The sequence below is a fragment of the Microbacterium cucumeris genome, from assembly GCF_058349845.2.
Genome location: NZ_JBYRIZ020000003.1, coordinates 76,946 through 93,540, shown reverse-complemented (window position 1 = coordinate 93,540; position 16,595 = coordinate 76,946). Strand labels below are relative to the sequence as shown.

The window sequence follows — 16,595 nt, the reverse complement described above, 5'->3', positions numbered from 1 at the left end:
CAGGTGGTCAGGCGGTCAGGCGGTCGATGAGTTCGCGGTAGCGATCGGCCGTGCGCTGAACGATCTCCTCGGGCAGTGCCGGGGGCTCCCCCTGCCTGTCCCAGTTCGATGCCAGCCAGTCGCGGACGATCTGCTTGTCGAAGCTGGCCATCCGCTCGGCCGGGGTCGTGCCGTTCTCCCAGGCCTCGGCGTCCCAGTAGCGGGAGGAGTCGCTCGTGAGGACCTCGTCGGCGAGACGCAGCGTGCCGTCGGCATCCGTGCCGAACTCGAACTTCGTGTCCGCGAGGATCAGGCCCTTGGCCTCGGCGATCGCGGCGGCTCGGGTGTACAGGCTCAGCGACGTGTCGCGCAGCTGCACCGCCCGCTCCTCGCCGACGAGCTCGATCACGCGGTCGAACGTGATGTTCTCGTCGTGCTCGCCCAGGGGAGCCTTGTACGCCGGGGTGAACAGCGGCTCGGGAAGGCGGTCGCCGTTCTCGAGTCCGGCGGGCAGGGGGATGCCGCAGATCGTGCCGCTCTGCTGGTACTCGAGCCACCCGGAGCCGGTGATGTACCCGCGCACGACGCCTTCGATCGGAAGCATCTCGAGCGACTGGGCGAGCATGGCACGGTCGGCGACGACGGCGGGGATCTCGCCGTCGGCGATGTGGTTCGGAACATCGTCGAGCTGCTCGAACCACCAGCGGCTGAGGCGGGTGAGCAGGGCGCCCTTCTGCGGGATGCCGGGGGAGAGCACGAAGTCGAACGCGCTCACGCGATCGCTGGCGACGACGAGGATGCGCGGGTCCGCGGCATCCTCCGACGCGTACAGGTCGCGGACCTTGCCCGAGTAGATGTGCCGCCAGCCGGGGATCTTGATCGCTTCGCTCACCCGCCCATCTTCGCAGACGATGCGGAGGCGACCGCCGCGCTGGGGTATAGTCCATGTGGACTATTTGAAGTGGAGCATCCATGGCAGAGCCGGTGACGAAGATCACGCCGATGGGCGTGATGATCCTCGCGCTGCTCAGCGAGGACGACATGCACCCGTACGAGATGGTGCGGCTGCTCCGGCAGCGCCGTGACGACCGGCTGCTCAAGATCACGAACGGCACGCTCTACCATTCGGTGGCGCGATTGCTGGAGCAGGACCTCATCGCCGAGGTCGGCGTGGATCGCGAGGGCAATCGCCCCGAGCGCACCACCTACACGCTCACGCCCCGGGGCGGCGAGGTCGTGCGCGACTGGGTGCGGCGCGAGCTTTCGAGCGCCGAGCTCTCGACCACGTTCCGCGTCGCGCTCGCCGAGGCCCACAACCTCGATCGTCAGGAGGTCGTCGACCTGCTGCGCATCCGTCAGGTCGCGCTCGAAGAGGAGCACGCCCTGCACGCGTACGGGATCGACGACGCGCGCGCGAGAGGCGTTCCCCTGCAGTTCCTCCTCGAGATCGAGCGGCAGCAAGTGCTGCTGCACGCCGAGCTCGAGTGGATGCGCTCCCTGATCGACCGGCTCGAGGCCGACGAGATTCCCTGGGGTCCCGCCGGATTCGAGGACTCGGACCGCTACCGCGCTCAGCGAAAGGCCGCACGACGATGACAGACACTCCCGCTTCCGGGCCCTCGACCGGGACCTACGCCACCGGGCACCGCCCCCGCAGTCCGTGGCCCGCCCTCTGGGCGATGGTCATCGGATTCTTCATGATCCTCGTCGACACGACGATCGTCGGGGTGGCCAACCCCGCGATCAAGGAGGCGCTGGATCCGACGTCGAACAACCTCGACCGGGTCGTCTGGGTCACGAGCGCCTATCTGCTGGCGTACGCCGTGCCGCTGCTGGTCACGGGTCGGCTCGGCGACCGCTTCGGGCCGAGGAACATCTACCTCATCGGGCTCGCCGTGTTCACGCTCGCGTCGCTGTGGTGCGGGCTGTCGACCACGCTCGACGGTCTGATCTGGGCGCGCGCGGTGCAGGGGCTCGGGGCGGCGCTGCTGACGCCGCAGACCATGGCGGTCATCACCCGGACCTTCCCGCCCGAGCGCCGCGGTGCGGCGATGGGACTGTGGGGTGCGGCATCCGGCGTCGCCATGCTCGTCGGGCCGCTGGCCGGCGGATTCCTCGTGGACGGTCTCGGCTGGGAATGGATCTTCTTCATCAACCTGCCGGTCGGCGTCGTCGGATTCATCCTCGCTTGGATCCTCGTGCCGAAGCTGCAGACGCATCAGCACCGCTTCGACATCCCCGGCGTATTCCTCAGTGCGATCGCGCTGTTCCTCATCGTCTTCGGGCTGCAGGAGGCCGAGGCGTACGACTGGGGCACGATCTGGGGGCCGATCTCCGTGCCGAGCCTGATCATCACCGGTGTCGTGGTGCTGGTGCTCTTCCTCTGGTACCAGTCGCGCACGAAGAACGAGCCGCTCGTGCCGCTGGAGCTGTTCCGCAACCGCAACTTCGCCTGGTCGAACGTCGCGATAGCCGTCGTCGGCTTCACCGTGACGGCACAGGGGCTTCCGCTGATGTTCTTCCTGCAGCTCGCCCGCGGCCTGACTCCGACCGAATCCGCTCTGCTGCTGATCCCGATGGCGCTCGCGGCCGGCATCGTCTCTCCGTTCGCGGGCCGGCTGCTGGATCGGATCGACCCGCGCCTCATGCTCGTGCCCGGCCTGCTGCTGGTGTCGATCTCGCTGTTCCTGTTCGCCTTCATGATGAACACCGACATCCCGATCGGCTGGTTGCTGATCCCCTCCGCCATCCTCGGTTTCGGCAACGCCGGCATGTGGGGGCCGCTCGCCACGACGGCGACGCGCGACCTGCCGCCCCGTCAGGCGGGCGCGGGCTCCGGCATCTACAACACGACGCGTACCGTGGGTTCCGTGCTGGGCTCTGCCGCGATCGCCGCCTTCATGCAGAACCGGCTCGAGGCGAATCTCCCCGGTGCGTCCGATGCCACCGGCGGTTTCGGCGAGGGCCCGATGCCGGATGTCGTCGCGGCACCGTTCGCCGACGCGATGGCGCAGACCATGCTGCTGCCGGCGGCCGCCATCCTGCTGGGCGTCGTGGCGGTGCTGTTCCTGCGGCGCCGGCGCACCTGAGGCATCCCGCTCCCGCTCCTTCCGGCCCGCCCCTTCCGGGCCCTCCCACCGGGTTCTGCCACACCTTTCCGCGAATGCGCCAGGAACTTCCTGTCGCGGATGCCGAGAGGTGTGGCAGAACCCGGGGGAATCGGTTTGCTCCCGCGCGCCGCGTCTGGTGTGCTGGGGCGATGACGATCGAGCTCGCCCGTCCCACCACCGACCTCTTCGAGAGCTGGGCGGCCGCGGTCGCCGAGTTCGACGGCGCGCATATCGACGGCGGCGGCTACGAGAAGGGCCTCGTGCCCGATCGGGCCGCGTGCGAGGCGTTCGTCGAGAAGGCGCGGCTTTACGCCGACCCCGCGGCCGAACTCCCCGACGGGCATGTGCCGTGCGACTTCTTCTGGATCGTCGAGGCCGATCAGGTCGTCGGATTCATCGCGTTCCGCCGTGAGCTCAACGACTGGCTCCGCCGGGTCGGCGGGCACATCGGCTACTCGGTGATCCCGTCGCGCCGTCGTGAGGGGATCGTCAAGGCCGCTCTGCGGCAGGTGCTCGCCATCGCGCGGGCCGACGGATACGAGCGGGTCATGCTGACGTGCGACGACGACAATCCCGGGTCGTACCGCACGATCGAGGGCGCCGGCGGTGAGCTGGAGGACATCATCGACGCGTCGGATACCGGTCACCCGCGGCTGCGCCGTTACTGGATCGAGCTCTGACGCGTCCCGCGCCCGGTTCCGCGACACTTGTCCGCGAATGCGCCAGGAAGTTTCTGTCGCAGAAGTCGAGAAGTGTCGCAGAATCCGCCCGCGGCGGGCGGGCTACTCGGCGACGCGGGAGGCGATGTCGGTGCGGAAGTGAGCGCCCTCGAGCGTGATCCGCCCGATCGCGTCGTACGCCTTCGCGCGCGCGGTGGCGAAATCGGATGCCGTCGCCACGACGTTCAGCACACGACCGCCCGTGGCCAGCAGATCTCCGCCGGGAGCGTCGGGCCCCGCCGTCGCCGCGTGCACGATCCGCACGCCTTCCACCGCGGCGGCCTCGGCAAGCCCCTCGATCGGGCGGCCGGTCTGCGGCGCCTCGGGGTAGCCCTCGCTCGCGAGCACGACCGTGATCGCGACGTCGTCGCTGAACTCGGGCTGCGGCTGGTCCTCGAGGGTCCCGGATGCCGCGGCGAAAAGCAGCTCGGACAGCGGCGTGCGAAGGCGCGGGAGCACGACCTGCGTCTCCGGATCCCCGAAGCGGGCGTTGAACTCGATCACGCGCACACCGGACTCGGTGAGGATGAGTCCCGCGTACAGCAGGCCGATGAACGGCGTGCCCTCGGCATCCAGGCGGCGGATGACCGGAAGGGCGACCTGCTCGGTGACGAGTGCGACGAACTCCTCCTCGCTGCCGAACTGCTCGGCGAGCCAGGGCAGGGGAGTGTAGGCGCCCATGCCGCCCGTGTTCGGGCCCTCGTCGCCGTCGAACGCGCGCTTGAAGTCCTGCGCCGGGCTCAGCGCGCGGACGGTGTCCCCGTCGCTGAGGAAGAACAGCGACACCTCCTGTCCGGAGAGGAACTCCTCGACGAGCACGGGGCCCTCGGGAAGATAGTGCGCCGCGTGCGCCAGAGCCTCGGCGCGGTCGCTGGTCACGATGACGCCCTTGCCCGCGGCGAGGCCGTCGGCCTTGACGACGTGCGGGGCGCCGAACGCGTCGAACGCCTCCTCGACCTCCGCCGCTGTGGCCGCGCGCACGGCGCGTCCGGTCGGGACGCCTGCGGCATCCATGATTCGCTTGGCGAACGCCTTGGACCCCTCCAGCTGCGCCGCGGCCTTCCCGGGGCCGAACACGGGGATGCCGCGTTCGCGCAGGACATCCGCGACACCCGCGACGAGCGGAGCCTCGGGGCCGACGACGACGAGGTCGATGGCCTTCTCGTTGGCGAAGGAGGTGACGGCAGCACCGTCGAGCGGGTCCAGGGCGACGAGCGCCGCATCCTGCGCGATGCCGGCGTTGCCGGGCGCGGCGAAGATCTCATGCTCCGCGTCCTCCGCGCGCAGGGCGAGGATGATCGCGTGCTCACGGGCACCGGAACCGAGGACGAGGATCTTCACCCCTCCAGACTACCGAGGCCGAGCCGGCGGGTTTCGGTCGGAGACGGTGGGCTCCCCGCGTCAGACCTCGACCGGGCGCTCGACCGCTCGGTCCCAGGGCACGTTCCATCCGCAGGCCTCGAACAACCCGTCCAGGACCATCGCGGTGAACCCCCACACGATCGTCCCGTCGATGTCGAACGCCGGTCCGCTGAAGCGCATCCCGCGTCGTTCGATCACGGAGGTGAAGCGCGTCGCCGGATCCAGCAGCTGCGCCACCGGCACCCGGAACACCTCGACGGTCTCGGCGTGATCGACCGCGGCCACGCGCGAAGGCCGTCGCCACCAGCCCAGCACCGGCGTGACGCGGTGATTGCTCGCGGCGAGCGGGATCTCGGGCAGCGTCGCGAGCACCTCGACGCCGGCGGGGTCGAGACCGGTCTCCTCCTCCGCCTCCCGGAGGGCGGTGGCCGCGGCATCCGCATCGCCCTGCTCCCGGCCGCCGCCCGGGAAAGACACCTGCCCCGGATGCGACGACAGCGTGGGAGCCCGTCGCTGCAGCAGCACGTCGAGATCGCGCGCGACGGCCGCGTCGGGCGTCGGCGCCGGGATGCCGTCGAGCACGCCGAACAGGATCAGCACCGCCGCCTCGCGCGCGGCATCCGGATCCGCCAGCTGCGGGAACGGGCCGCCCCAGCCATGCGCGGCGGTGGCGCGCAGCAGCTCGGCGCGTGCGCCCTCCGGATGCTGCGGATCGGTCATTCCTCGAGCCTATGACGTGGCGGCGCGATCGGATCCGTGAGACTTGGTCTACGGAGCGAGACTTGCGTTGCCGAGCAAAGTCTCACTCCGCAGACCAAGCCTCGCGACCCCCGGACAGGAGACGACGTGAAGCGACGAGGACCGTCGGCCGCTGCCGCGGCCCTGGCGATCGTCCTCGCCGGCTGCGCACCGGCCGCGGAACCGCTGCCGACCGGAGCGCCGCTGCACACGACCCCCGACGTCGGTCCGCGAGCGGCGTTCGTGGAACCCGGGCCGCGCGGCGTCACCGTCGTCGACGGCGACGACTGGACCCTGCCGGCCTCGGCGCTTCCGGCGGCGAACTCCGGCTTCTTCTCCGAGGAGACCAGCGAGGACGACCTCGTGCTCGTGCACTCCGTCGACGTGACCTGGGCGCAGCTGCAGCCCGTGGAGCCCGGGGCCGTGGACCGCACCGCGACCGGAGAGGCCCAGGGCATGGAGCTCGCCCCTCTCGACGAGCAGCTCGCGGAGCCCGGGGACTTCTGGATGCGCCTGTTCGCGAGCGCCGAGGGCTGGGCGCCCGCGTGGGTCGCCGAGGATTGCGGGGTCACGACCTACGGTCCGGACGAGGACGGCCAGGAGCATCTGCCGATCTGGGACGAGTGCGTCTGGGGGCACCTGCTGAACGCCTACGAGAGGCTGTTCGTCGACGAAGGGCTGGCCGCCGACCCGCGTCTGCGGTTCGTCTACGTCCCCGGAGCATTCGACTGGGCCGAGTTCGACTATGACATCGTCTCGGATGCCGTGGCTGCCGGCGACTTCGACGCCGACGCCTATCTCGCGTGGTATTCGCAGGCGTGGGCGGACCTCGTCGACCTGTTCGGGAACCACGCGAACAAGCTCGTCTTCACCGGTGAGGACTACCCCTGGGGGCCGTTCGGCGCGGCCGACGACCTCCTCGCGGCGGATGCCGTGGACGCCGGTCTCGGGATCCGCAACGGCATCACCGAGGTGTCGAACTTCCACCTCTCCGAAGCGCCGTCCTACGGCTCGCACGTCCAGTCGGACGGTCATCTCGTCGTCGACGAATCGCTGCCCATCCACGCCGGGGACCGGATCGTCGCGACCGAGCACGAGTGCTTCGACGACTGCGGGTACGCCACGACCGATCCGTACTACGCCGTGCGGCAGGCGAATCTCAAGGCGCTGCAACTGCGGATGAACTGGATGTACGTCGTGCCGGACGATGCGTACCTGACCGAGTTCCCCGAGCACTGGGACTGGGTGCGCCTCTCGCTCGGGCAGACCGCCGAGACGTCCTCCGACGCCTGGGCGGCGCTGCGCGACGCCGAGGACACCTTCTGGATCGACGAGGACTTCCCCGGCGAGTGGGACGCGCAGCCGTGGGTGCGCAACCTGGAGCGCTGGCTCGTGCAGGTGGACGAGACGGGGTCCGTGGCGCATCGCACGGACGTCGACGTGCACACCGGCGAGGTCGAGGCCGAGAACGGCACCGCGCACGAGGGGCTGTCCACGGACGTCGCGGGCGGCGATACCGGTTTCGTGTTCTCCGTCGACGAGCGCTTCGCCGGAGCCGTCCAGGGCGGTGCCGTGCTCAAGGTCACTTTCCTGGACGAGGGGGCGGGCTCGTTCGTCGTCGAAACGGATGCCGGGGACACCGTCGCGGTGGAGCGCACGGGTTCCGGCCGGTGGCGCACGGCCACGATCGCGTTGCCTGCCGGGGCGGTCGGAGCCGAGGCCACGCGCCTGCGCATCGCGCTGGACGAAGCGGACGACGCGGCCGACGACCTCGTCGTCCGCTTCGTGCGGCTCATCGACCCGTCGTCCTGAGGGTGAACGCCGCAGTGACAGCCCGGATTAGGCTGAGCCCATGGCGCGGAAGATCGACATGGCGGCGGGGCGGACGGCTCTCGCCGCGGTCGGGACCGCCCAGGATGCCGGGACCAAGCCGTCTCGCACCGATCTCGCCACCGCCGTGCGATATCTCCTCCAGCTGCTCGAGGAGAAGGCGCCGGGCAACAGCGTCGAGGTGCGCGTCCCGCCGTTCGGTGCCGTCCAGGTCGTGCAGGGTCCCCGCCACACCCGGGGGACTCCGCCCAACGTCGTGGAGATGGACGCGTCGACCTGGATCGCGGTCGCGACCGGCGCCGAAGTCTGGGCGGATGCGGCGGCATCCGGGCGGGTGAGCGCGTCCGGCATCCGCGCCGATCTGGCCGACCTGCTCCCGTTGCGGCCGTGACGCTGCGGGCGCGAGCCTCCGCCGACGGTGGGACAATGGAGACATGACCACCTCCGATTCCCACGAGACGACCGAGGCGACCGTCCGCCGCGTGCCGCGCTTCGGCGTGTTCATGGGCCTGGGCATCGTGCTGGGGGTCATCGCCGCGGGCATCGTCACGATGGTCGGCAGCTACGAGGAGTCCGAGGCGCTCGGCATCGTCTACCCGCCGGGCCAGGTGTTCGGCTTCGCGCTGCTGTGGACCGTCCCGATCGGCCTCGCCCTCGGCGGCGTCGTCGCACTGGTCCTCGAGCGCGTCGCCCGCCGGCACGACCGCGTCGTCCGCGTCGACCATGAGACGGTCACCGGCGATCCGGCGGGGGACGCCGCGAACGGGTCCTGAACTCAGGCCAGTTCGGCGATCACCGGCCGGATCGCGGTGTCGAAGGCCACGACATCTCGGCGCAGGCCGTCGGTCACGGCGACGGTGAGCGCGCCGATCCACCAGATCCCGCGCTGGGTGAACGGCAGCACCTGCACGTTCAGCTCGAACGAGTGGGCGCGCCGCCCGATCTCGCGCTCGAACTCGGCGATCGCCGACGCGTACGCGCGGTACGCGTCCCCGCCCGCCGCGTTGCGCATGGTGTCGGAGTACCGGCGGTGCGCGGCGCGCGCGTACTGCAGCGAGGACGCGGCGTACGGGGCGATAGCCGCGCGCAGTTCGTCGGCGCCCGCCTGTGGAAGGGCGACCAGCGTGTCGAAGCCGTCGACGAGCTCCAGCGGAACGGATGCCGGATGCGCCCGCGGCTCGACGGTCATGTCCCAGTAGTCCCGCCACTGCTCTTCGAGCTCCGGCGTGGCATCCGCGGCATCCGGTGCCCGCACGACCAGGTCGCGCAGGGCCGGCAGGTCCTCGGGAGCCCGAACGCCCAGCTCCTGGCGCAGGGCGAGCGCGACGAGCACCGGAACGCTCGCATCCTCGCGAATCAGCCACTGCGGCTTGTCGGACATAGCCCCATCGTAGGAGGACACCGCGGCCGGGGCATCCGCGGATCTGGGGCCGTGTCGGCGGCGGTAGTCTTGTCGGGTGGCTGCCTCTCCCACCAACCCCTACACCGAAGCCGGCGTCGACACCGCGGCCGGTGATCTGGCCGTCGAGCTGATGAAGTCGTCCGTGCGCGCGACGCACGGCCCCGAGGTCCTCGGCGGGGTCGGCGGTTTCGCGGGCCTGTTCGACGCCTCGGCACTGCTGAGCTACCGCAAGCCGCTGCTCGCGACCAGCACCGACGGGGTCGGGACGAAGGTCGCCATCGCGCAGGCGATCGACAAGCACGACACGATCGGGCAGGACCTGGTCGGCATGGTCGTCGACGACATCGTCGTGGTGGGGGCCGCACCGCTGTTCATGACCGACTACATCGCGTGCGGCAAGGTCGTCCCGGAGCGCATCGCTGACATCGTGCGCGGCATCGCCGAGGGAGCCAAGGCGACCGGCACCGCCCTCGTCGGCGGCGAGACCGCCGAGCACCCCGGTCTGCTCGGCCCGCGCGACTACGACGTCGCCGGAGCCGCGACAGGCGTCGTCGAGGCGGATGCCGTGCTCGGCGCGGAGCGCGTCCAGGACGGCGACGTCGTGCTCGCGCTCGAGTCGAGCGGGCTGCACTCCAACGGCTATTCCCTGGTCCGCCACATCGTCGCCGGAGCCGGCATCGGCTACGGCGACAACGCGGCCGACTTCGGAGCGACCTGGGGTGAGGTGCTCCTGGAGCCCACCCGCCTGTACACGCAGCCGCTGCTGCGGCTGATCTCGACGCTCGACGGCGGAGTGCACGCGCTCAGCCACGTCACGGGCGGCGGCATCGCCGCGAACCTCGCCCGCGTCCTGCCGCAGGGCAGCTGGGCCGAGGTCGATCGTTCGACGTGGTCGCCGAGCCCGGTCTTCCGTGTGCTCAGCGACATCGCCGGCTCGACGCTCGAGTCGGCGGAGGGCACCTGGAACCTCGGCATCGGGTTCCTCGCGGTCGTCCAGGCGGAGAAGAAGGATGCCGCGATCAGCGCGCTCGCCGCGGAAGGCATCCCCGCCTGGCAGGTCGCGACCGTCTCGACGGGCGCGCGTCCCGCCGGAGTGTTCGAAGAGGGCGCCAAGGGCGTCGACGGCGGAGCGGTGCGCCTGATCGGCGCCTACGCGGACGGAGCGAAGTAACACCCCATGTGCGGAATCGTCGGCATGGTCGGGAACGCCCCGGTCAACCAGGACATCTACGACGCGCTCCTGCTGCTGCAGCATCGCGGACAGGACGCCACCGGCATCGCGACGGCCGAGACCAGCGGCGTCATGCACATGGCGAAGGCCTCCGGCATGGTGCGCGAGGCCTTCCGCACCCGTGACATGCGGTCCCTGCTCGGCAACGTCGGCCTCGGCCACGTCCGGTACGCCACCAAGGGCACGGCGTCCAGCGAGGAGGAGGCCCAGCCGTTCTACGTGAACGCGCCGTACGGCATCATCCTCATCCACAACGGCAACCTGACCAACACGCGTGAGCTGACCGCCGACATGGCCCGCCGCTATCGCCGGCACCTGAACTCCTCGAGCGACACCGAGCTGCTGCTGAACGTCCTCGCCGGCGAGCTGCAGGAGACCACGTCCCCCGTGGACCTCGAGCCCGAGCGGATCTTCGAGGCGGTCACTCGCACCCATGAGCGCATCGAGGGCGCATACGCCGTGATCGCCGTGATCGCCGGATACGGTCTGCTCGCGTTCCGCGATCCGTTCGGCATCCGACCGCTCATCCTCGGACGCCGACCGTCGACCGTCGAGGGACGCGAGGGGCGCGACGAGTGGGTCGTCGCGAGCGAATCGCTCGTGCTCGAGAACGGCGACTACGAGGTCGTCCGCGACGTCGAGCCCGGCGAAGCCGTGTTCATCACGAACGAGGGCGAGCTGTTCACGCGCCAGTGCGCGACGTCCACGCAACTGACCCCTTGCGCGTTCGAGTACGTCTACCTCGCACGGCCGGACTCGATCATGAACGGCATCTCGGTCTACGAGTCGCGACTGCGCATGGGCGACCGCCTCGCGGACACGATCGCCAAGCACGTCCCGCTCGACGAGATCGACGTCGTCATGCCGATTCCGGACTCCTCGCGTCCGGCGGCCATGGAGGTCGCACGGAAGCTCGGCATCGAGTACCGCGAGGGCTTCTACAAGAACCGCTATGTGGGCCGGACCTTCATCATGCCCGGGCAGGCGGTGCGCAAGAAGAGCGTGCGGCAGAAGCTCAACGCGATGTCGACCGAGTTCCAGGGCAAGAACGTCCTGCTCATCGACGACTCGATCGTCCGGGGCACCACCAGCCAGCAGATCATCCAGATGGCCCGGGACGCCGGGGCGCTGTCGGTGACCTTCGCGTCGGCCGCGCCGCCCATCCGGCATCCGCACGTGTACGGCATCAACATGCCGTCGCGTCATGAGCTCGTGGCGTACGGGCGGACGATCCCGGAGATCGCGGCCGAGCTGGGCTGCGACCATCTCGTCTACCAGGAGGTGGAGGACCTCAAGGCCGCGATCACCGAGGGGTCCGCGGTCTCCGAGCTCGACCTCAGCCCGTTCGACGGGAACTACGTCACCGGAACGGTGTCGGAGGAGTATCTCGGCTGGGTGGAAAGCACCCAGACGTCGTGACGGCGGACGTGAGTGCTCGTCCGCTCTGGCGGGGACGGGCGCTCGCCGTCCTCGGCATCCTGCTGTGCGCGTTCTCGCTGCGCTCGGCGGTCGCCTCGCTCTCACCGCTGATCGACCACATCGCCGCGGACTTCACGCTCTCGTCGACCGTGCTCGGCCTGATCGGCACGGCGCCTCCGGTGTGCTTCGCGCTCTTCGGGCTGGCGACACCCCTACTCGAACGTCGGCTCGGCCTCGAGCGGGTCACGGTCATCGCGCTCACCGCGATCGCCGCCGGACTCGTGCTGCGCGGCTTCTCGGTGGATGCCGTGACGCTGCTGCTCGCGACGGCGCTGATCTTCGCTGGGGTCGGCATGGGCAACATCCTGCTGCCGCCGCTGGTGAAGAAGCACTTCCCTGATCGCCTCGGCACGATGATGACGCTGTACACGACGTCGATGTCGCTGTCGACGTTCCTGCCGCCGCTCGTCGCCGTGCCGGTGGCGGATGCCGCGAGCTGGCGGCTCTCGCTGGGCATGTGGGGCGTGTTCGCGATCGCCGGAGTCATCCCCTGGATCATCATGCTGGTGAGGGACAGGACCGCGGCCGCGACGGCCCCAGCCCCGCCCGTGATGCGTCAGCCGGCTGATCCCGAGATCGATCCCGCGACGCTGTCCACCGGACCGATCGCGGTCGCACCGACCAGTTCGCGCATCTTCGGACGGCTCGCGCGGCTGCCGCTCGCCTGGGCCCTCGCGATCGTGTTCGGCACCTCCTCGACCATGGCGTACGTCTCCTTCGCCTGGCTGCCCTCGATCGTCACCGATCTCACCGGGGTCTCAGCCGCCACGGCGGGCCTGCTGCTGTCGCTGTTCGCGTTCATGGGCCTGCCGTCCTCGCTGCTTGTGCCGGTGCTGGTCGTGCGGTTCCAGGCGACGAGGCCGTTGTTCCTCGTGTCCGCGGTGAGCGGGATCGTCGGCATCGTGGGTCTCCTGCTCTGGCCGGGGCCCGTCCTGGTCTGGCTGTGGATCACATTGTTCGGGATCGTCGGGGCGATGTTCCCGTTGGCTCTCGTGCTCATCAGCATCCGGGCGCGCACCCCGGAGAGCGCTGTGGCGCTGTCGAGCTTCGTGCAGAGCGCCGGCTACGTGATGGCGGCGGCGTTCCCGTTCGCCGTCGGCATCCTGCACGACGCGACGGATGCGTGGACGGCGCCGCTGCTCGTGATCATCGCGGTCCTCGTGCTCTCGATCCCGTTCGGCATCGTCGCCGGCCGCCGCCGAACCGTCGAGGACGAGTGGGAGCTGCGGCACGGACGCTGGTGAGCCGCTTGTGTCCGGGCGTTCTCAGCGACCGAAGGCGCTGCACGCTGACGATCAGTCGAACACGACCTCGTCGCCGACGCGGATGACGCCGCCCCGGCCGGAGCGGTCGTCGACGTCCCCGCTCACACCCGGCAGCAGCAGGAGGCGCCCGAGCGTCGGCTCCGCCTGGCCGATGCGCGACGTCAGCGTGGTGAGGACTCTGGCGTCGCGGACGCCGGTATCGGGGTTGGCGTGCGTCGCGAGGCATCGCACGATCGGTCCTGCCGGCGTGAATCGCACGTCTCCGATCCGCACGTCTCCCGTCCAGTCCAATTCGTCCCAGGCCTCGACGCCGTCGATCACGATGTTGGAGCGGAAGCGGCGATCGTCGATCTCCTGCTCGAGCGCGGCGCCGAGCGCCGCGACGCTCGCGGTGCTGTGCACCGACACGTAACCGCGAGCGCGGTCCTGGAATCGCGAGCGCTCTCCGTCGCCCACCAGCACGATGGGCAGCCGCCCCGGGCGACGCAGGCGCTTCGCCTCGGCGGATTCCATGACGAAGGCGGTGACGGCCTCGGACAGCTCGCGACGACCGTCCTCGTCCAGGCCGGCCTGCGCCAGCAGTGCGTCCCCGCGCATGATCCGCACCCGTCGCGCCGTGTCGTCGTACGTGAGTCGGAGCTCGGCGAGCGTGGGGAACGACTCCAGCGCGAGTCCCTTCGACTTCGGCCAGGAGTCCAGGCCGTCGCGATCCTCGGGGGTCGTGGCGTCCGCGAACCGGAAGGCGAGAACCCGATCGCCGGCGATGCGTCCGTCCGGCTGCACGACCAGTTCGTCGCGAGCCTCGGGGGTGAACCCCTTGACGGGGTGACGGAAGAGGGCGACGACGCGAGGCATGTCTGTCATCCTGTCACGCCTGCCCAGGGCATCCGGGCATGACGATGACCCCGCCGCGGTGCGACGGGGTCATCGATGAGCGAACCCGGGCGTCAAGCCCTTTCGAGCTCGTCTTCGTCTTCGTCCGCGTACTGGTCGGCCCACTTGTCGACGTAGGCGTCGTCCTCCGAGTCGCTCGGATGACCCAGCTCGCGCTCCAGCGCAGAGTAGTTCACCGACGGACTGTACGCCTTGAGTTCGCGGGCGATCTTTGTGTGCTTCGCCTTCTGACGGCCACGGCCCATGCGCGAGACCCCCTCACGATCTAAGCTGCGGGCAGCTGCGGCCCGCGCATTCACGACACCGGCTGACGGCCGGTAAGAGTAGCATTCAGGATAGCACGAGGGCCAGAGCGACTGGCCGATCGAGACCAGGGGAAGGGGGCGATCCGCATGTCAGATGCCGGTTCCGCGTCGTCCGAGGAAGCCGTCCAGAACAGCGAGTTGCAGAAGGCCGTGATCGTCGGCGTCCAGCCGGATCAGCCCGCGCGCGTGCTGCAGGAGGCCGTCCGCTACGCGACTCTTCTGAGCGCGCCGCTGGTGGTCGTCCACGTCGACGTCACGCGCTTCGTCACGTACGAGGACCCCGACGGCTACGTGCATTCCGCTCCCATCGACATGAACATCGAGACCGGTGCAGCCGAGTTCGAGCACGTCCAGGAGGCCGCGACCAAGGCGCTCGAGGGGACGGGGCTGACCTGGACGGCGCGCCAACTCGTCGGCGACCCCGCTCTTGCGATCAAGCAGCTCGCCGGCAAGCTCGACGCCCAGCTCATCGTGATCGGCACGCGCAAGCGCGGCATCGGCGAGTCGATCCGGGAGTTCTTCACGGGATCCGTGGCGGCGCGTCTCGCGCACCGCCAGCACCGCTCGATCCTCGTCGTCCCGCTCGAGGAGCCGGTTCCCGACGACCAGGCCGAGATCTGGACCGAATAGACGAGCGCCCTCCCCGTGCGACGCACGGGGAGGGCGACGCCTCACTCCGCGAGGGCCCGGGTCACATCCTTGGCTGCGGCATCCAGGGCCCGCTCGAGCTCGTCGACGACGGTCGCCGGAAGCGCGCCGCCGCGGGCGACGTGCGTGCGCAGGTCCGCCCGGATGCGACCGCGGAAGCCGTTGACCGCGGCATCCGCGCGCTGCAGCTGTTCCCGGCTCGTGACGCGGACGTCATCGGGACCGGTGGAGCGCGAGCGGTCCTTGGAGCCCTGACGCTCGTCCTTGGCCGCAGCGGCGAGATCCGCGCGCAGGCTCTTCATCGCCTCCTGGACGCTCTGGCGCACCTCGTTGGCGATCAGGCGGACGGAGTCCGCGAGATCGTTCTCGATGCCCGCCAGGTCGTCCTCGCGGGAGGCGAGTTCGGCGCGGCCGGCGTCCGTGATCGCGTAGATCGTGGTGCGGCCGTCGACGGTCTTGGTGACCAGCCCCTCCTCCTCGAGCTTCGCGAGCCGGGGATAGATGGTGCCGGCGCTCGGGGTGTACGTGCCTCCCGTCCGGTCGGTCAACGCCTGGATGATGCCGTACCCGTGCTGCGGGGATTCCGCGAGCAGCGACAGCAGATACAGGCGCAGGTCGCCGTGGGAGAAGACCGCGGGGCTCATGCTTCCCACTCCGCGTCGTCGGCGACGGTGCGCACGGGCTGGCGCAGCACGGTGATGTCGCCGGAGACGGAATTGGCGCGGATGTCCACGAAGCTGCCGGCCAGCTCTCCGGCCGATCCGGTGTAGTTGGTCGGGCCGGACGAACCGCGGTCGATGCCGTCGATCAGGACGCGACCGCTCATGGAGCGCATCACGTAGTTCGCCGGCAGCGTCTCCTCGAGACGGATGGTGCTGTCGCCGGCCACCGTGTTGAGGTTGATCGTGTTGACGTTGCCCGCGGCATCCACCCACATCGCGCCGGACACGGTGTCGATGGTGGCCTTGCGGACGGAACCGGTCACTGCGACGTCGCCCGAGACGCTGTTGGCGCTGAGGGCTCCGGTCAGCTCGCGGATCTGCACGTCACCGGAGACCGAGTTCACCGACAGGTCGCCCGTGTGCGTGTCGACGATGATGTCGCCGGACACCGTGTTCAGCTTCGCGTCGTTCGCGAGGCCCGACACGAGTGCACCCGCGCTGACGACGCCGAGCGTCAGGGCGATGCCGCGGGGGACCGCGACACTGACCTCGGCCTTGGGGCCGCCGGACCCGAAGTTGCGGAAGACCTCGAGGAAGTTGTCCCAGCCGAGCTGGGGGTGATCGATCTCGATCTGCGTGCCATCGGATTCGATGCGCAGGTCCTTGGTCGTGACGCCGTGCACCTCGATGCGGATGCCGGGTTCGTCGTGGGCGATGACATCGACCTGGCCGCCGACGAGGCCGACCTTGAGCCGGGACGCCTGGGCGATGTCGATGACGCGTTCGTCGCCGGGGGCGATGAGCCACTTCTCGGTCATGTTCGTCTCTCCTGTTCGGCGATATCGAGATATATCGCGTGCCAGAAGGGTAACACGATATATCTCGAGATTGTCAAGAACTCCGGCAGAAACGGAGTTGACATTGACGCAACGTCAACTTCTATCGTCGAGATATCGAGAACGGAAGGAGGA

Annotated in this window: 18 protein-coding genes; 10 read left to right on the top strand and 8 right to left on the bottom strand. The window is 69.8% G+C overall.

The genetic code is table 11. The annotated features are described in order from the left end of the window. Nucleotides 1–7: 7 nt before the first annotated feature. Nucleotides 8–871 (bottom strand): phosphoribosylaminoimidazolesuccinocarboxamide synthase, encoded by an 864-nt coding sequence (locus AC3RXZ_RS09570; protein ID WP_243229044.1) that lies wholly within the window; start codon nt 869–871, stop codon nt 8–10. An 80-nt stretch (nt 872–951) separates the two neighbouring features. Between AC3RXZ_RS09570 and AC3RXZ_RS09565 the strand changes: the two genes are divergently transcribed. The 3 genes from AC3RXZ_RS09565 (at nt 952) to AC3RXZ_RS09555 (ending at nt 3,769) form a co-directional block, all read left to right on the top strand. Then, nucleotides 952–1,575, top strand: a complete 624-nt coding sequence (locus AC3RXZ_RS09565; RefSeq protein WP_243229045.1) for a PadR family transcriptional regulator — start codon at nt 952–954, stop codon at nt 1,573–1,575. Then, nucleotides 1,572–3,068: a DHA2 family efflux MFS transporter permease subunit gene (locus AC3RXZ_RS09560; protein WP_491493867.1), complete on the top strand. Its 1,497-nt coding sequence runs from the start codon at nt 1,572–1,574 to the stop codon at nt 3,066–3,068. Before AC3RXZ_RS09565 ends, AC3RXZ_RS09560 begins: the two co-directional genes overlap by 4 nt. 170 nt (nt 3,069–3,238) lie before the next feature. Further along, nucleotides 3,239–3,769, top strand: a complete 531-nt coding sequence (locus AC3RXZ_RS09555; RefSeq protein WP_491493866.1) for a GNAT family N-acetyltransferase — start codon at nt 3,239–3,241, stop codon at nt 3,767–3,769. A gap of 102 nt (nt 3,770–3,871) precedes the next feature. Here the strand turns inward: AC3RXZ_RS09555 and purD are convergent, their stop codons facing one another. Beyond that, complete coding sequence (gene purD, locus AC3RXZ_RS09550; protein WP_491493865.1) at nt 3,872–5,149, bottom strand: phosphoribosylamine--glycine ligase; 1,278 nt, start codon at nt 5,147–5,149, stop codon at nt 3,872–3,874. Between the two features lie 60 nt (nt 5,150–5,209). Continuing rightward, a complete protein-coding gene (locus AC3RXZ_RS09545; RefSeq protein WP_491493864.1) occupies nt 5,210–5,890 on the bottom strand; it encodes an NUDIX hydrolase in 681 nt (226 codons plus the stop codon). 126 nt (nt 5,891–6,016) lie between these two features. Here AC3RXZ_RS09545 and AC3RXZ_RS09540 point away from each other — a divergent pair, with 126 nt between their 5' ends. Genes AC3RXZ_RS09540 through AC3RXZ_RS09530 form a run of 3 tightly spaced genes read left to right on the top strand, consistent with a single transcriptional unit; the run spans nt 6,017 to nt 8,511 of the window. After that, the gene (locus AC3RXZ_RS09540) at nt 6,017–7,720 is read left to right on the top strand and encodes a hypothetical protein (protein ID WP_491493863.1); all 1,704 of its coding nucleotides are present in this window, start codon (nt 6,017–6,019) and stop codon (nt 7,718–7,720) included. Nucleotides 7,721–7,760: 40 nt separating this feature from the next. Continuing rightward, a complete protein-coding gene (locus tag AC3RXZ_RS09535) occupies nt 7,761–8,129 on the top strand; it encodes a sterol carrier family protein (protein ID WP_491493862.1) in 369 nt (122 codons plus the stop codon). Between the two features lie 43 nt (nt 8,130–8,172). Next, complete coding sequence (locus AC3RXZ_RS09530; protein WP_243229055.1) at nt 8,173–8,511, top strand: potassium transporter Trk; 339 nt, start codon at nt 8,173–8,175, stop codon at nt 8,509–8,511. 2 nt (nt 8,512–8,513) lie between these two features. Here AC3RXZ_RS09530 and AC3RXZ_RS09525 read toward each other — a convergent pair whose 3' ends face one another. Next, nucleotides 8,514–9,119 (bottom strand): zinc-binding alcohol dehydrogenase, encoded by a 606-nt coding sequence (locus AC3RXZ_RS09525; RefSeq protein ID WP_243229057.1) that lies wholly within the window; start codon nt 9,117–9,119, stop codon nt 8,514–8,516. Between the two features lie 76 nt (nt 9,120–9,195). Here AC3RXZ_RS09525 and purM point away from each other — a divergent pair, with 76 nt between their 5' ends. The 3 genes from purM to AC3RXZ_RS09510 are packed head-to-tail and all read left to right on the top strand — an operon-like array spanning nt 9,196 to nt 13,094. Further along, nucleotides 9,196–10,311: a phosphoribosylformylglycinamidine cyclo-ligase gene (purM, locus tag AC3RXZ_RS09520; RefSeq protein WP_491493861.1), complete on the top strand. Its 1,116-nt coding sequence runs from the start codon at nt 9,196–9,198 to the stop codon at nt 10,309–10,311. 6 nt (nt 10,312–10,317) lie between these two features. Continuing rightward, a complete protein-coding gene (purF, locus tag AC3RXZ_RS09515) occupies nt 10,318–11,790 on the top strand; it encodes an amidophosphoribosyltransferase (protein WP_243229061.1) in 1,473 nt (490 codons plus the stop codon). Beyond that, entirely contained in the window at nt 11,787–13,094 is a 1,308-nt protein-coding gene (locus tag AC3RXZ_RS09510; protein WP_491493860.1) for an MFS transporter, read from the top strand. Before purF ends, AC3RXZ_RS09510 begins: the two co-directional genes overlap by 4 nt. Before the next feature lie 51 nt (nt 13,095–13,145). On the opposite strand, the gene AC3RXZ_RS09505 is transcribed toward AC3RXZ_RS09510, so the two are convergent. Together AC3RXZ_RS09505 and AC3RXZ_RS09500 are read right to left on the bottom strand one after the other, a co-directional pair. Continuing rightward, nucleotides 13,146–13,970 carry an MOSC domain-containing protein gene (locus tag AC3RXZ_RS09505; RefSeq protein WP_243229065.1) on the bottom strand — a complete coding sequence of 275 codons (825 nt, stop codon included), beginning with the start codon at nt 13,968–13,970 and terminating at the stop codon, nt 13,146–13,148. Between the two features lie 92 nt (nt 13,971–14,062). Further along, nucleotides 14,063–14,254: a DUF3073 domain-containing protein gene (locus AC3RXZ_RS09500; protein WP_243229067.1), complete on the bottom strand. Its 192-nt coding sequence runs from the start codon at nt 14,252–14,254 to the stop codon at nt 14,063–14,065. 147 nt (nt 14,255–14,401) lie between these two features. Between AC3RXZ_RS09500 and AC3RXZ_RS09495 the strand changes: the two genes are divergently transcribed. Next, on the top strand, nt 14,402–14,944 hold the full coding sequence (locus AC3RXZ_RS09495) for a universal stress protein (protein ID WP_243229068.1): 543 nt from the start codon (nt 14,402–14,404) through the stop codon (nt 14,942–14,944). 41 nt (nt 14,945–14,985) lie between these two features. On the opposite strand, the gene AC3RXZ_RS09490 is transcribed toward AC3RXZ_RS09495, so the two are convergent. Continuing rightward, complete coding sequence (locus AC3RXZ_RS09490) at nt 14,986–15,606, bottom strand: PadR family transcriptional regulator (protein ID WP_243229070.1); 621 nt, start codon at nt 15,604–15,606, stop codon at nt 14,986–14,988. Further along, on the bottom strand, nt 15,603–16,442 hold the full coding sequence (locus AC3RXZ_RS09485; protein ID WP_243229072.1) for a DUF4097 family beta strand repeat-containing protein: 840 nt from the start codon (nt 16,440–16,442) through the stop codon (nt 15,603–15,605). Before AC3RXZ_RS09485 ends, AC3RXZ_RS09490 begins: the two co-directional genes overlap by 4 nt. Nucleotides 16,443–16,595 lie beyond the last annotated feature (153 nt).

Coding starts and splice junctions, on each gene's coding strand:
- purF (WP_243229061.1), top strand. CDS start 10,318: ATGTGCGGAATCGTCGGCATGGTCGGGAACGCCCCGGTCAACCAGGAC.
- AC3RXZ_RS09530 (WP_243229055.1), top strand. CDS start 8,173: ATGACCACCTCCGATTCCCACGAGACGACCGAGGCGACCGTCCGCCGC.
- AC3RXZ_RS09490 (WP_243229070.1), bottom strand. CDS start 15,606: ATGAGCCCCGCGGTCTTCTCCCACGGCGACCTGCGCCTGTATCTGCTG.
- AC3RXZ_RS09565 (WP_243229045.1), top strand. CDS start 952: ATGGCAGAGCCGGTGACGAAGATCACGCCGATGGGCGTGATGATCCTC.
- AC3RXZ_RS09545 (WP_491493864.1), bottom strand. CDS start 5,890: ATGACCGATCCGCAGCATCCGGAGGGCGCACGCGCCGAGCTGCTGCGC.
- AC3RXZ_RS09485 (WP_243229072.1), bottom strand. CDS start 16,442: ATGACCGAGAAGTGGCTCATCGCCCCCGGCGACGAACGCGTCATCGAC.
- AC3RXZ_RS09555 (WP_491493866.1), top strand. CDS start 3,239: ATGACGATCGAGCTCGCCCGTCCCACCACCGACCTCTTCGAGAGCTGG.
- AC3RXZ_RS09495 (WP_243229068.1), top strand. CDS start 14,402: ATGTCAGATGCCGGTTCCGCGTCGTCCGAGGAAGCCGTCCAGAACAGC.
- AC3RXZ_RS09525 (WP_243229057.1), bottom strand. CDS start 9,119: ATGTCCGACAAGCCGCAGTGGCTGATTCGCGAGGATGCGAGCGTTCCG.
- AC3RXZ_RS09535 (WP_491493862.1), top strand. CDS start 7,761: ATGGCGCGGAAGATCGACATGGCGGCGGGGCGGACGGCTCTCGCCGCG.
- AC3RXZ_RS09505 (WP_243229065.1), bottom strand. CDS start 13,970: ATGCCTCGCGTCGTCGCCCTCTTCCGTCACCCCGTCAAGGGGTTCACC.
- AC3RXZ_RS09560 (WP_491493867.1), top strand. CDS start 1,572: ATGACAGACACTCCCGCTTCCGGGCCCTCGACCGGGACCTACGCCACC.
- AC3RXZ_RS09500 (WP_243229067.1), bottom strand. CDS start 14,254: ATGGGCCGTGGCCGTCAGAAGGCGAAGCACACAAAGATCGCCCGCGAA.